The organism is Halobaculum saliterrae (assembly GCF_009831625.1).
Classification (GTDB): Archaea; Halobacteriota; Halobacteria; order Halobacteriales; family Haloferacaceae; genus Halobaculum; species Halobaculum saliterrae.
In genome coordinates this window covers 347796-361629 of record NZ_WUUS01000002.1, presented here as the reverse complement: position 1 = coordinate 361629, position 13834 = coordinate 347796, and the positions used below count along the sequence as shown (strand labels likewise).

At 68.8% G+C, this 13834-nt stretch carries 13 protein-coding genes; 4 read left to right on the top strand and 9 right to left on the bottom strand.

Features of this window, described 5'->3' with window-relative positions:
- Positions 1-2 precede the first annotated feature (2 nt).
- The 4 genes from GRX01_RS04595 to GRX01_RS04580 all read right to left on the bottom strand — a co-directional run bounded on the left by GRX01_RS04595 (position 3) and on the right by GRX01_RS04580 (position 4573).
- Positions 3-1628 carry an ATP-binding protein gene (locus GRX01_RS04595; RefSeq protein ID WP_159663861.1) on the bottom strand — a complete coding sequence of 542 codons (1626 nt, stop codon included), beginning with the start codon at positions 1626-1628 and terminating at the stop codon, positions 3-5.
- The gene (locus tag GRX01_RS04590) at positions 1625-2269 is read right to left on the bottom strand and encodes a hypothetical protein (RefSeq protein ID WP_159663859.1); all 645 of its coding nucleotides are present in this window, start codon (positions 2267-2269) and stop codon (positions 1625-1627) included. The genes GRX01_RS04595 and GRX01_RS04590 overlap by 4 nt, the downstream gene beginning before the upstream one ends.
- A 117-nt stretch (positions 2270-2386) precedes the next feature.
- A complete protein-coding gene (locus GRX01_RS04585; RefSeq protein WP_159663857.1) occupies positions 2387-3421 on the bottom strand; it encodes a hypothetical protein in 1035 nt (344 codons plus the stop codon).
- A 30-nt stretch (positions 3422-3451) separates the two neighbouring features.
- A complete protein-coding gene (locus GRX01_RS04580; RefSeq protein WP_159663855.1) occupies positions 3452-4573 on the bottom strand; it encodes a hypothetical protein in 1122 nt (373 codons plus the stop codon).
- Between the two features lie 513 nt (positions 4574-5086).
- Between GRX01_RS04580 and GRX01_RS04575 the strand changes: the two genes are divergently transcribed.
- Entirely contained in the window at positions 5087-5308 is a 222-nt protein-coding gene (locus tag GRX01_RS04575) for a hypothetical protein (protein ID WP_159663853.1), read from the top strand.
- On the top strand, positions 5305-7089 hold the full coding sequence (gene nadE, locus GRX01_RS04570; RefSeq protein ID WP_159663851.1) for an NAD(+) synthase: 1785 nt from the start codon (positions 5305-5307) through the stop codon (positions 7087-7089). The genes GRX01_RS04575 and nadE overlap by 4 nt, the downstream gene beginning before the upstream one ends.
- 22 nt (positions 7090-7111) lie before the next feature.
- Here the strand turns inward: nadE and GRX01_RS04565 are convergent, their stop codons facing one another.
- The 3 genes from GRX01_RS04565 to GRX01_RS04555 all read right to left on the bottom strand — a co-directional run bounded on the left by GRX01_RS04565 (position 7112) and on the right by GRX01_RS04555 (position 10822).
- Positions 7112-7630, bottom strand: coding sequence for an Rrf2 family transcriptional regulator (locus tag GRX01_RS04565; protein ID WP_159663849.1), 519 nt, complete (start codon positions 7628-7630; stop codon positions 7112-7114).
- A 172-nt stretch (positions 7631-7802) separates the two neighbouring features.
- Positions 7803-10064, bottom strand: coding sequence for an NADP-dependent malic enzyme (locus GRX01_RS04560; RefSeq protein ID WP_159663847.1), 2262 nt, complete (start codon positions 10062-10064; stop codon positions 7803-7805).
- Positions 10065-10144: 80 nt separating this feature from the next.
- Positions 10145-10822, bottom strand: a complete 678-nt coding sequence (locus tag GRX01_RS04555) for a TIGR00266 family protein (RefSeq protein ID WP_159663845.1) — start codon at positions 10820-10822, stop codon at positions 10145-10147.
- A 202-nt stretch (positions 10823-11024) separates the two neighbouring features.
- On the opposite strand from GRX01_RS04555, the gene GRX01_RS04550 reads away from it, so the two are divergent.
- Together GRX01_RS04550 and GRX01_RS04545 are read left to right on the top strand one after the other, a co-directional pair.
- Entirely contained in the window at positions 11025-11579 is a 555-nt protein-coding gene (locus GRX01_RS04550) for a DoxX family protein (RefSeq protein WP_159663843.1), read from the top strand.
- Positions 11580-11663: 84 nt separating this feature from the next.
- Complete coding sequence (locus GRX01_RS04545; RefSeq protein WP_321167907.1) at positions 11664-12152, top strand: hypothetical protein; 489 nt, start codon at positions 11664-11666, stop codon at positions 12150-12152.
- Positions 12153-12191: 39 nt separating this feature from the next.
- Here the strand turns inward: GRX01_RS04545 and GRX01_RS04540 are convergent, their stop codons facing one another.
- Both GRX01_RS04540 and GRX01_RS04535 read right to left on the bottom strand, forming a co-directional pair.
- Entirely contained in the window at positions 12192-13025 is an 834-nt protein-coding gene (locus tag GRX01_RS04540) for a cobalt-precorrin-7 (C(5))-methyltransferase (RefSeq protein WP_321167906.1), read from the bottom strand.
- On the bottom strand, positions 13022-13816 hold the full coding sequence (locus GRX01_RS04535) for a precorrin-8X methylmutase (protein ID WP_159663841.1): 795 nt from the start codon (positions 13814-13816) through the stop codon (positions 13022-13024). The genes GRX01_RS04540 and GRX01_RS04535 overlap by 4 nt, the downstream gene beginning before the upstream one ends.
- Between the last annotated feature and the right edge of the window lie 18 nt (positions 13817-13834).

Sequence of the window (13834 nt, the reverse complement as noted above, 5' to 3'; positions counted from 1 at the left end):
GGCTACTCGGCCCCCGTCCCGTTCCCCGTCGCCGCCGGAGCGTCACCGTCGGGCGCCGCGGACGACTCTCCGCTCGCGGCGTTCTCCTCGCGGATCTGCTGGGCCTGCTCCTCGAGGTACCGCTTCATCTCCGGGTACCCCTCCAGCTCGGAGGCCTGCTTCATCGTCGAGGAGACGTACTGACGGACGGTCTTGGGTTCGGACTCCTCGAGCTTCTCCATTAGGTACTCCTTGTCGGGCGTGATCGCGTCGCCGTCGATGACGCTCTCGATGAGTTCGCGTTGGAGTTCCGAGCCCAGTATCCGGTCCGCGATCTCCGCGGGGGTGTACCCGACCGAGGCCTCGCCGAGTTCCGCGATAGCCTCCTCGCCGAGCTCCTCGCCGATGCGGCCCAGCGACGTGCGCCACACCTCCGACATCACCTCCGCGTCGGGTTGGGGGATGAACTGCTGGATCGGGAACCGGCGGGTCGCCGCAGGGTCGATGCTGAACGGCATGTTCGTCGCGCCGATGACGAGGAGGTTGTCCTCCACGTCGTTCATCTCCTGCAGGAACGCGTTCGTCAGCGCCCGCTCGTGGCGCTGAATGTCGTCCGATCGGTCCGGGATGAGGGTCTCCACCTCGTCGAAGAACAGCACGGCGAACCCGTCGCCGGCGGCCTCGTGGGCCTGCTCGAACGCCGCGCGGACGTTCTTCTCCGACTCGCCGGAGTACTTGGAGACCACGTCGCTGCCGCGGACCTCGAGGAAGACGACCTCGCCGTAGCTGTCCTCGATGTCGGTGTTGTGCTTCGCCTCGTAGGCGATCGCCTCCGAGACGAGCGTCTTCCCGCAGCCGGGCGGCCCGTACAGCATCATCCCGCCGCCGCGGTCGGCGAACTCCTCGCCGTACCGCTCGACGACCTCGTCGCGGACGTCCGGCTCGAACAGCGACAGCATCATCTCCGCCGTCCGCTTCACCTCCTCGAGGCCCGCGACGTCCTCCTCGAAGCTGGTCGTCGGGTTCTGGGGCGTGATGTCGATGTTGGCCTCCTCCTCGTCGGCCCCTCCGCCGGCACCGCCGCCCGCTCCGCCGCCCCCGGGTGCCCCGCCGCCGTCCGATCCGCCCGCGGCGGCGCCCGCCGGCGGTCCCGTGCTCGTCGGTGGCTCGTCGAGGAACTCGAACTCGGTGTCGTCGTCGACGCGGAGCGTCGTCGCCCGCGGCTCCAGTTCGTCGACGACGAACTCGACCCGTTCGCCGCCGATGTCGGCCACCTCGTGGATGGGGTGCAGCAGGAACTGTCGTTCCGCGAGCGCCGACGTCAGCGCCTCCTCGTTGACGCCCTCGGCGTAGATCGTCGCGCGCTTGCACGCTCTGATCGCCCCGAGGGACACGTCGGTGTCGACGTAGAAGTCGTTCGTCCGGTTGATCCCCCCGAACAGGGTCGCGACGTTGTTGTTGAGGTAGACCTTGTTCTTGATCGTGCTCGCGAAGCCGTCCTCCTCGGTGTCGACCCGGAAGAACGCCTCGCGGCCCGCGTGGCGGACGCGGACGACCTCCGCGCCCGGTCCCACCTTGCTCTCGCCCACGGTGACGTGGGATGTCGGCTGGTCCTCTTTCGTGATCGGCGTGAGATTGACACTCGTCATGCGACTGGGTTGTAGGCGTTCATCGTTCGGGTCACGTACTCGCGCACCCGCCGTTCCTTCGCGTCGATAAGGCCGTCGGGCGGATTGAGCCACAGCGTTCGCGTGGCGACGTTCCGCACCGTCGCGACGGTGTCTCGGAGGGCGCCCGCCACGTCCCGCAACGCGGCCGCGGAGTCGCGGCGGCCGTGGAGTTCCATCCTGCCGGCGCAGCGTTCGACGCGCTCGGCGGCCGCCTCGAGTCGGTCGGCGAGGACCGGCACGAGCACGAACCAGTTCGCGACCGGATCGCCGACGGTGGCCAGCGGCACGGCGCGCCCGTCCGCGGGGTCCTCGCCGAGGCGGCCGGTCTCGCGTGCGGCCTCGACCGCCGCATCCGGCGGTTCCTCTCCCTCGAACGCCGCGACGAGCACCCGCTCGACCGCCTCCGCGACGCGGGGATCGTCGGCCGTGGCCGGAACCGGAAGCGGCAACGCGTCGGCGAAGAGGTCGCCGATCCCGCGTAGCGCGGCGTCGAACGCCGCGACCTCGGACCAGACCTCGCCGGGGGCCGGCGGCTCCGCCCACGAGAGGACCCGCTCGCTCGTCTCCTCGACGACGGCGACGCGGTCGATCCACGGACCGGCGCTCGTTGGACGTGACACTGTGTTACCTCCCGCCTCGCGCTCCGCTCCCGACGCGGGAGTCGGTATCCCGACCCGACGGGTCGGACCCCGCCGTGCGGACGACCGCCGGTCGCGACGGAGCCCCGACCGTCATCCTCACTGCTCCGTGATCGTCTCGGCTTCCGTCTCGCCCTGGGTGATCTCCTGGGAGGACTCGTTCATCTGTGCGAGCTCGTCGGAGTTCCCGCGGAGGTCGTCGAGGACGTTCTGGGCGTCCTCCTCCTCCATCCGCTGTTGCTTCGGGACGACGTTGCCCATCGCCGACAGCACGTTCGTGAACTGTTCGGAGGCGGCGACCGCGTCGGTCGGCCACAGCTGCTGGGTCCGGATCCGGTCCCTGAGGCGTTCCTGCTCGATCGAGAACTGGTCCTTGGTCGACTCGAGCTGGTTGATGATCTCCCCGAGGTCCATCTGGTCGGGGTTCGGGTTCGGGATCGTCTCGCCCTGCTTCTCCTCCTGCTCGACGAGGTTGTCGTAGTGGTAGTACTGTTCGCGGGCGTGGTCGAACTTGCGACGTTCCTCCTCGCCGAGGTCGTCGATGTCGCGGTCGCCCGCGATCGAGAGCATCTCCTGTTTGTACTCCTCTCGCGACTCGCGGAGGTTCTGGAGGTGTTCAGTCACGTCCGTCGTGTCCTCCGCGCGCGAGTTCAGCCGCTCCTGCGCCTCCTCGACGCGACCGACGGCCGTCTCGATCCGCTCGGTCAGCGTGTCGAACGCCGCCGCCCAGTTGCTGTACATCTTCACCGCCCGATCCATCTCGTCCTCGTCGTAGGTGTGGGGCGGCCGCAGCACCGTCACCGTCGACTGCTCGATCGTGACGATGTCGTTGTGCCCGAGGTAGTCGATGATGGCCCGTGCGGAGTCCTCGCTGCGGGCGTGTTCGCTCTCCGCGAGGGTCTTCGCGGCGTCATCCACGTCGATCACCGCGTTGCCGTCCTGGTCGATCGAGAGGTCCTCGCCGCCGAGGACCTCCTCCATGAGGTGGGCGAGCAGTTCCTCCCAGTTGCCGCTGTCCTCGTCGGCCCAGTCGGCGAAGCCGTGTTCGAACCTGACCGCCGAGTCGGTCTGGCTCTTCGGTCGGGCGACGACTGTTCCGGACTTCTCGTCTTCCTCGAAGGTAGTGTAGCGCATTGGATTCAGTGAGTGGTGGTGGATCGGTGGTCAGAACCGCTCGTCGATCAGCTCCTCGCCGCGTTCACGGACCTGCGTCCGTGCGTACGCGTTCCCGGCGTCGCTCGTCGTGAGGTGGAGCTCCTCGATCTCCTCGCGGAGCTCCGACTTGAGCGAGTCGGCCGTGGCCGCCGTCAGGTCCTGCAACAACGGCCGCGTCAGGTCCTCCGCTCTCGCCTCGACCATTCGGTCGAACGGCTCGGCGGCCACCGCGAGGCTGCGCGCCTCGAGCACCTCGATGTGCGGGTCACCGCCCTCGCCGTACTCGTCCTGGACGGCCTCCACGACGTCCCGCTTGTCGACGTCGGCGCCGCTGGACCTGACGTGCGCGAGGACGTTCGAGCGGACCTCGATCTCCGACTCGATCAGCGAGTCGTACTCGCCCGTCGGCATCACGTTGCCGGCGTCGTCGAACGCCCGGCTCACGTCGTCGCCGAGGTCGTCGGCGAGCTTCTCGGCGAACTCGTCCAGCGCGCTCCGGACGAGGTACTCCCCGTCCATGTCGATGATGAGCCCTTCGCCCTGAAGGTAGCCGATCACGTCGGAGGTGGCGGCCACCGAGATCGCCTCCTCCAGCTGACCGTGCGAGAGCTTGCCGTGAGTCGATCGTCGCTTGAGTTTCCCCTTGAGGTCGTCCTCGCCGGTCTCCTCCTTCAGCCGCGAGCCGACGGAGTAGTAGTCCCGGCTGCCGGCGGCGATGCGCATCACGAGGTTCTGTCGGCGCAACTGCGAGGCGAAGAAGTCGGCGTCCTCGTGTGCCAGATCGAACGCCTTCCGGAGGTCCTCGGTGGTGACGACCATCTGGTCGCGAAACACGCCCTTGAGTCGCTCCGTGATCCCCGTGCGCGTGCCGCTCCCGAACGGATCCCAGTAGAACACCCCCGACCGGATCCGTTCGAGGCTGTAGTTCTCGTCCTCGGCGAGGTCCCGAAGGGCCTCCTTCATGTCCGAGTTCGACAGCTTCGGGGCCTTCAGGCGACGTTTCTCTCTGCTCTGATACTGGTCCTTCAGGTCGTCGCGGACGCGGTCGACGTACAGGAACCCGTAGTTGGCCTGCGTGATGTCCTGTGAGATGTCCTCCAGAACGTCGCGATCGACGGGACGGAGCGGCATTGACCGATATTCTCCACTCATACGTACTAAGTGTTATCCCGCTAGTATCACGCGGCGAAACGTCCGACACGCGCCGGTCGAAACCGACGGACAGGTCGAGAGTAGGAAGCGCCTGTTCGCGGAAGCCGGAGACGGTTCGCCGGATCCGAGCAGGGCACGCTGTCGACGCGAGTCGTACCCCAGCCGCCGAGAGGGCTCAAAATAAATAAAAACAGAAATACTCGGAAAAGCACAACGAACGTTTGGTATTTGGTGGATACAGATACTAGGACACTTACTAAAACCGTACACTATCATCACTTCTCTCGAAAGTACTATGTGTGCGTGGATCGCCGTTCGTAGTATGACCGGTGGACGAATCTGTCGAACGTTCGGGGATCAGTTCGCCAACGTAGCGACATGGGGCCCTAATATCTCCGTAACGAATAGATGTATGAGGATATGCGAAACGAATGTCGATATCGGATCCGGCGAGATATCCCCTCAGACGGCTCCGTTCTCGGGGGGATCGCCGTGACGGCGGAGCCACCGGGTGAGGGCGGCTCGACGGAGACGCCGGTCACCAACAGGTACGATCGGATATCGCTCGGCGACGACGGCGTGATCGTCTACGATCGCGATCGGGTAGACGCCTGGATCCATTCGAGCGTGGCGTACGAGCTCCCGCCGGGCGAGCCGACTCCGGACGCGAGACACGCCGATCACGGGGACGACGCCGGATCGGGGGCTGAGTGAGCGTGGCGGCCGAACGCCTCGCGGGTCGGGCGGGCACGGACGACAGCCGCGGGACCGGGCGTCCCGAACGGCTCCGATCGAATTCGGTGGAGCTGATCCGGAAGACGGCCGACACGCTCGACGCCGAGAACGCCGTCGTCTGCCTCTCCGGCGGCGTCGACTCGGCGACCACCGCGGCGCTCGCGGTCGAGGCCGTGGGTGCTTCCGAGGTGACGGCGTTGATCATGCCGACCGATACGACCGACGAGCGACACACGAGCGACGCGCGTTCGTTCGCCGACTCGCTCGGCGTCGACCACGTCACCGTCCCGTTGGAGCCGGCGCTGGACGTGTTCAAGCGGTACGTCGCCCCGCGGATCGCCGCCGATGGCGACGCCGTCGCCGTCGGAAACCTGGCCGCGCGCCTCCGGATGGCGTGTGCACATCTCGTCGCGGACGCGTCCAACGGGATGGTCGTCGGCACGAGCAACCGCACCGAGCGGCTGCTCGGGTACTTCACGAAGTACGGCGACGACGCCGCGGACCTGCACCCCCTCGGCGAGTACGACAAGACGGCGGTACGGGCGCTCGCGACCTCCCTCGACGTGCCGCCGTCGATTCGCTCGCGCCCGCCGACGGCGGGGTTCTGGTCCGGACAGACCGACGAGTCCGATCTCGGGGCGTCCTACGAGACGCTCGACGGCGTTCTCGAGACGCTCGTCGACGCGGACCCGGACGCACCGCCGGCGCCGATCGACGAGACGGCGGGCGTCGAGCATGAGACGGTCACACGGCTCCTCGACCGGGTTCGTCGGACCGAGCACAAGCGGGAGCGGCCGCCGGTGCCGTCCCGCCGGGTCGAGGACACCCCCGTCGGAACCGGTGACGCCGGGGCCCGGTCGCCCGTCGGTGGCGACCGTCGGGCGTCGGCGATCGCCGTCCGTGCCGTCGACCTCGTTCAGTCCCGCGTCGACACGGCCGACGCCGAGGGAGTCGTCCTCGACCTCGGTGCCGGACGGGAATCGAGCGTCGCCGCCGCGGTCGCGGTCGAGGCCCTCGGACCCGGGCGGGTCCGCGGACTCCATCTCCCCTGTCACAAGGCCGCCGGTATCGCCGATCCGGCGCCCCAGTCCATCGCCGACGACCTCGAGATCGAACTGGATCGCGTGACGATAAGACCCCTCGTCACCGAACTCGAGGCGGCGCTCCCGGTCCGGGTCACCGAGCGGGCGGGCGCGGCCGATCTGGCCGAGTTCGTCTCACGGGTCCGGACGGCGTGCCGGTACTACGTCGCGAACGCCGACGACAGGCTCGTCGTCGGAACGACGAACCGGACCGACGCCCTGCTCGGACGCGTGACTCGATACGGCGACGCGGCGGCCGACCTCCGGCCGCTCGGCACCACGTACGCGAGCGAACTGGCGGCGATCGGCCGACAGCTCGACCCCTCCGTCGCCGTCCCCGACCTCTCCGAGCGACGTGACCGCGGTCGCTCGGGAGCCACTTCCCCCGATGACGATCGAGAGGCGCCGGAGGGCCTCACTGCTGATACACTCGATGCGATCCTCGCTCGGCTCGTCGACCGCGACCTCGGTATCGGGTCGACCGCCGCCGCGGTCGACTCGGATCGCGAGACGGTCCGGCGAATCGCCGCCCGACACGTCGCGTCCGAGCGGACCCGCGCGCGCCCGCCGACGACTGACGGCGACGACGCTCGAAGCTACTTCCACGAACTCGAACTGAAGATAGACCCGCCGACGCCCGGCTCCCCCTCGCGGACGGAACCGAACGCCGACGACTGACGGGCCGACGAGAAGCCTCCCGCTACCGCTCCAGCGGCGCTTCCATTTCGGCCACGTCGAGATGGAGGACGTTGCGCCCCTCGTCGGTCGCCTCGACCTGCCCCGTGATCGCGAGCCCCGACTTCGGGGTCGGTCCGACGATCACCGGATCGCCCACGTTGAACCGGGCGACCGACTCCCGAAACGTCACGGTGGCGCGACACTTCTCGGGGTGGTGAACGTTGGTGAAGTCGATCGACTCGACGGCGACGGAGACCCGGTCGTAGTCGTGGGCGAGCCCCAGCGTCTCGCTGTTCTCGTTCCCGTCCGGGTCGCGGTCCAGCGCCGCGAAGGCGGCGTCCGTCGGCACGTATCCCCCCTCCGATCCCGGAACGCCCTCGACCAACCCGAGCGACTTCATCATCTGCATCAGGTTCCGGATCGTCCCAACGTGCCGGTCGCACACCTCGGCGATCTCCGTGGCCGGCATCGGGGAGTCCGTCGCCTCGTACCCGTTGACGAGGGTGTTCAGGATCTCCCGTTGACTGCTGGTCAGGTCCATCTGCGTCTACCGTGAACTCGACTCCGCCGTTCAAATACGTTTGGTTCGTCTCATTCGCCCCCCCCGGACCCCGTGCATTCATCCGCACACGAACTCGATTCCGGAAAGAACTGTTCCGTATCCGGATCGAGAGTGTATGAACGTCGATATCTCGAACGACCGGAACGGTCGGTCACTCGTCGGCGGCGGTCGCGACCGCGACGCCGGCGAGGTTGACGATGTCGGCGGCGTCGTCGCCCCGCTGAAGGACGTGCACGGGCTCGGCCATCCCGACGAGCATCGGACCGACGACGGCGGCGCCGCCGAGGCGGTGCAGCAGCTTGTAGGCCACGTTGCCCGCCTCCAGGTTCGGAAACACGAGCACGTTCGCGGGCGCGTCGAGTTCGGCGAACTCGTAGTCCTCCGTGAGGAGGTCGTCGACGACGGCGGTGTCCGCCTGCATCTCTCCGTCGACTGGGAAGTCCACCTCGGGGTCCTCGCGGAGGCGGCGGGCTGCCTCCCGGGGCTTTCGGGTGCCGTCGTTGTCGACGCTCCCGAAGTCGGAGTACGACAGCAGCGCCGCCCGTGGCTCGACGTTGAACCGGCGGGCCAGATCGGCGGTGTGTCCGGTCACCTCCGCGAGCACGTCGGCGTCGGGGTCCTGATTGACGGTCGCGTCCGCACAGAACACGACGCGGTCGTCGAACGCGAGCATGTAGACGCCGGCGGCGAACTCGGCGTCGTCGGCGGTACCGACGATCTGGAGCGGCCGCCGAAGGGCGCTCGGGTAGTGGTGAGTCCGACCGGTGAGCATCGCGTCCGCGTCGCCGGCGGCCACGAGCGCGCTCGCGAGCGCGTCGTTCTCGTACAGCAGGTCGCGCGCCTCACGGCGAGTGACTCCCTTGCGCTTGCGTCGCTCGTACACCAGCTCCACGTAGGGGTCGAGATCCGTCTCGGCCGGGTCGACGATCTCCGGGGTGAAATCGAAGCCCAGTCCGTCGAGCGTCGCCTCGATCCTGTCGCGATCGCCGACGAGGAGCGGCTCGGCGATGCCGCGGTCGACGAGTTGGTGGGCGGCGCGGACGACCGTCTCGTCGTCCCCCTCGGCCAACACGAGCCGTTTGGGATCGCGCTTCGCCTCGGTGAGGACCGCGCGCATCGCCTCCCGGCTGCCGCCGAGGCGGTCCTCGAGCTCGCGGACGTACGCCTCGCGGTCGAGGTCGCGTCGGGCGACCCCGTCCGCGACGGCCGCCTCGGCGACCGCGGGGGCGACCCGGAACAGCACGCGCTCGTCGAGCGGCTTCGGGATGACGTACTCGGGACCGAACTCCAACGGCTGGTCGCCGTAGGCTCGCCTGACGGCGTCGGGAACGTCCTCGCGGGTGAGATCGGCCAGCGCCTCCGCGGCGGCGACCTTCATCCCCTCGGTGATATCCCTCGCGCGTGCGTCGAGCGCCCCTCTGAACACGAACGGGAAACACAGCACGTTGTTCACCTGGTTCGGGTAGTCCGACCGGCCGGTCGCCACGACCACGGTGTCGTCGCGGGCGGCTCTCGCCTCCTCGTAATCGATCTCCGGGTCTGGGTTCGCCATCGCGAAGACGATCGGGTCGTCCGCCATCGAGCGGACCATCTCCCGGCTGACGATCCCACCCACCGACAGGCCGACGAACACGTCCGCGCCCTCGATGGCGTCCGCGAGGTCCGTGCCGCCGATCGCGTCGGTGTCCGTCGCGAACTGGCTGACGTGTTCGTGCGGATCCCCCGCGGCGGCGCGCTGGGGCGTGATCACGCCGTCGATGTCACACATCGTGATCTGGTCGGCCGGAACCCCCAGCGAGGTGTAGAACTTCGCGGTCGCGGTGGCGGCCGCGCCCGCGCCGGAGAAGACGACCTCGAGGTCGGCGAGCTCCTTGTCGACGATGTCGACGGCGTTGAGCAGCGCCGCGCCGGTGATGATCGCAGTGCCGTGCTGGTCGTCGTGGAACACGGGCACGGCCATCCGGTCGCGGAGACGCTCCTCGGCCTCGAAACACGTCGGCGCGGCGATGTCCTCCAGGTTGACGCCGCCGAACGTGGGCTCCATCGCGGCGACCCGGTCGACGAACGAGTCCAGCGACCCCGTGTCGAGTTCGAGGTCGAACACGTCGATGTCGGCGAAGCGCTTGAACAGGACGCCCTTCCCCTCCATGACCGGCTTCGAGGCGAGCGGGCCGATGTCGCCGAGACCGAGCACGGCCGAGCCGTCCGAGACGACGCCCACCAGGTTCCCCTTGGCGGTGTACTCGTATCCGCGGTCCGTCTCCTCGGCGATGTCTCGGCAGGGCACGGCGACACCCGGAGAGTACGCCAGCGACAGATCCCGTTGCGTGTTCGTCGGCTTCGTCGTCGATATCTCGAGCTTGCCCGGCGGGTCGCGACGGTGGTACTCCCGCGCGTCGTCGTCCAGTCCCATGCGTCACGACTCGATGGGTGATCCGAGTCTCTTTCGCTCCGACACACGGTCGCCGGCGGATCGGGGGCGACGCCGTTCGATCAGGCGGACGACGACTGCGTCGGCAGCTTCGGGAGGAGCCACGAGAGGAACGCGTCCTGACTCCGGGACTGGAGCCACACGGTCCCCGAGCCGGCGAACTCGCAGACGAGTCCCTCGCCGCTCGTCAGCGTCGAGCGCAGCCCGCCGACACGACGGACGGTGAACTCGGCGGTCTCCTCGAAGGCGACGACGTGGCCGGTGTCGACGACGAACGAGTCGCGCTCGTCGAGGTCGATCGCCTCGATCGCGCCGTAGCTCGACACGAACAGGGGACCGTCGCCGGCGACCCGCAGGAGGAACAGTCCCTCGCCGCCGAGGAACGTGCGAGCGCCGCCGAAGTCCGTGTCCACGTCCAGGCCGGCGTTACCCGCGAGGTACGACCCCGACTGGACGAACACCGTCTCTCCCCGCAGTTCGAGGTGCTCGATGTCTCCCGGGAGCGGCGGCGCGAACTGTACGTCGCCAGCCTCGGTCGCGGTGAAGGTGTTCTGGAAGAAGCTCTCGCCGCCGAACGCACGCCGGACCGACTTCAGGAACCCGCCGGTCGCGTTCGTCTCCATGTCGACGCCGCGGTCGTGGCTGACCATCGCGCCCGACTCCGCACGGACGGCCTCGCCTCGATCGAGCGAGACGGTGAGCAGCGCGAACGCGGGTCGGGACGTGATCTCGTGGTCCATGTCGGTCGTTCGTCGAGCGGCGACATGAACGTCCCCGTGGGATATCGCACATCGGGAACACTGAACGAATGGATAGCCGTGATCGCGAATCGGCGTTTGACCCGGTGTAACGCCGTTACGGCGATCTATGTCTCGGGAGCTGTCTATGAGCGAATATGTTCGTGGATTGGATTTATATGAAAGTCTTGATTTCGGACTCGTGATGTCCACACGAGAGGTCACGCTCCGGAGCACGGTCGCAGGCTACACCGCCGAGGGCAAACTGCACACGCTGAGCGTCTGGTTCATTCTCGCGCTCAGGCTGATGATGGGGCTGGCGTTCCTCCAAGCGGGTCTCGGGAAACTGACCGGCGAAGGATTCAGCGCCGCGGGGTATCTTCAGAACGCGCCGTCAGCAAACGGGAGTCCGTTGGCGGATCTGTTCGTCTCGATGGCACAGACACCGTGGTTCATGGACTTCGTGAACGTCGCCGTCCCGTGGGGACAGCTCCTGATCGGGCTCGGCCTCGTCGTCGGATGTCTGACGAGGCTCGCGGCGTTCTTCGGGGGGTTCATGATGGTCCTCTTCTACTTCGGGAACTGGGACGTCTCCCACGGCTACATCAACGGCGACTTCGCGTACATGCTCGTGTTCCTCTCGGTCGCCGCGTTCGGTGCCGGCCGGATCCTCGGACTGGATAAGTACATCGAGGCGTACGACGTCGGCGGCGAGCCGCTCGTCGAGCGGTATCCGTGGCTCCGCTACGTGCTCGGCTGACGGCCCACGTCCCCGGTTCGCGACGGACGACCCCGACGAACTGACGTCCGGAAGACACTTGCCGTGAACGCCGATCGGTCGAGTGTGGTCCCCCTCCAATCGATGGCCGACACGGCCGGCGGCTGGCTGCTTACCGCCCTCGTCTTCGTCGCGCCCGGCGTCGTCGCGACACTCTTGTGGGCGCCGTTTCTGGTCGCGAAGCGAGTTCGGGCGCTGTTCGCGGCGCTCCCGCCCACAGACTCGGTCGTCCCCTCGTACGCCGTCGTCGGCGTCACCGCGTCGATTCCGTACGTCGCGGGGGTGCTCGTCGTCCTCGCGACAGTCGACCCGGCCGACGCCGGGCTCAGCAACGCGGTCCTCGGGCTGACAGTCGCGCTTTCCGTGCTGTACGTCGCGGGTGCGCCCCTCCTCGGCGTCGTCGTGCTCCCGAGCCTCGGCGTGGACTGGGACCGGACGGGATACGGCGCGTCGACGTGGGTGCTGCTGGCGGCCGGCGGCGGCTGGTACGCGGCGGTGTTCGCGGTCCCGTTCGTCCTGCTGAGCGTCGTGTTCGCGCTGCCCGGGGGCTACTGAACGACCGACACCGCAGGGCGCTCGACCGCGGGCCGCCGCTCAGGCCCGGACGACCAGCACCGAGAGGTCCGAGAAGGCCGTGTCGTCGGCGCCGTCGCCGCCGGCACCGTCCGCGAGCGCTCCCAGGTCCGTCCGGGTGACCTGTTCGTCGGCGTGCGTCATGCGTTCGAGCACCAGCGCGTCGAGGCTTGGATCGGCGCCGTCGGCGATCAGGCGCGCGGCGACGTCCTCGGGCATCCAGTCGTACGGTCGCGGGATGACGATCAGGTGCCGGGCCCCGGCGTCGCGGCTCAGCCGCTCCAAGTCAGCCGACACGTCGCCGCGGACGTGGAGGGTCACGAACGTCGAGCCCTCCAGCGGCGTCCGCGCGCGGCTCGCGGCCACCTGCACGCTGGAGACACCGGGCACCACCTCGACCGGGGCGTCGACGGCCGACTCGACCTTGCCGAGGAACTGGTAGCCCGAGTGGTTCGGGTCTCCCATCAGGACGGCGACGCCGCGGGCGCCGTCGTCGACACGGGCGGCGAACCGGCCGAGCGCCTCGGGTTCGTCGCGGTAGCCGCAGGTGATCAGGTCCGCGTCCGTCTCGTCGGCGACGTAGTCGACGACCGTCTCGAACCCGACGACGACGTCGGCCTCGCGGAGCAGCCGACCCGCGCGCCGGGTCAGGAACTCCGGGTTGCCGGGACCGATCCCCACCGCGTGAACCGCGATCTCGCTGTCGGCGTCGCCGTCCGCGGCGAGGCCGGCGCCGCCCGAGTCGCCGCCGGCGTCCCGATCGACCCGCGGCGGCTCCGGTGCCGCGCTCGCCGTCTCGGCGGGACGGTCCGGGAGGTCGGGGGTGTCGGGCACGTTCGGCTCCTCCCCGCTCACAGGTCGGCCTCCCCGTCTCGCGGCTCCGCGTCCCCGCCGCTCGACCGTTCGGAGGTCTCCACGGAGACCTCCCCCTCGCGGGCGTCGCTGGCGACGTGGACGAGTTCGTTCGTCAGGCCGGCCGCGAGGCCGCTGCCGCCGCGGCGGCCCACGTTCGTCACCGCGGGCACGCCGTGCTCGGCGCAGACCTCGCGGATCCGCTCGCGGGAGTCGGCGGCTTTCACGAAGCCGACCGGCGTCGCGACCACGACGGCCGGACGGGTGCCGTCCTCGATGCAGTCGGCGAGCGCGAGCGCCGCAGTGGGCGCGTTGCCGACGACGGCGATCGCGCCGTCGTAGACGCCCTCCCGGTCGAGCTCCAGCACCGCCGCGGCGGTCCGGGTCATCCCGGTCTCGGCGGCGAGTTCGGCCCCGTTCCCGATCGCCTTTCGCACCGGGCAGTCGTGGCCGCGACCGGTGATCCCGGACTTCACCATCGTGATGTCGGTGACGATCGGCCGCTCGTCGAGGATCGCTCGGGCGCCCGCCCTGATCGGGTCATCCTCGTCGTCGCCCGTGAACCGGACCAGGTGTTGGAACTCGGGATCGCCGGTGGCGTGGACCGACTTCGCGCGCACGCGATCCGCCAGCGTCTCCTGTGGGACCAGCTCGTGGACGCGGTCCATGCTCGTCTCCGCGATGTCCATCGCCGCCTCGGTCGTGGCGCCCAGGTCCGCGTACGCCTCGCGCTCGCTCGATGTCTCGTCGTCCGTCCCCGATGCCGTCTCGGTCGCGTCGGATGTGTCGTTCATGGGTGGTATGCTGTGGTG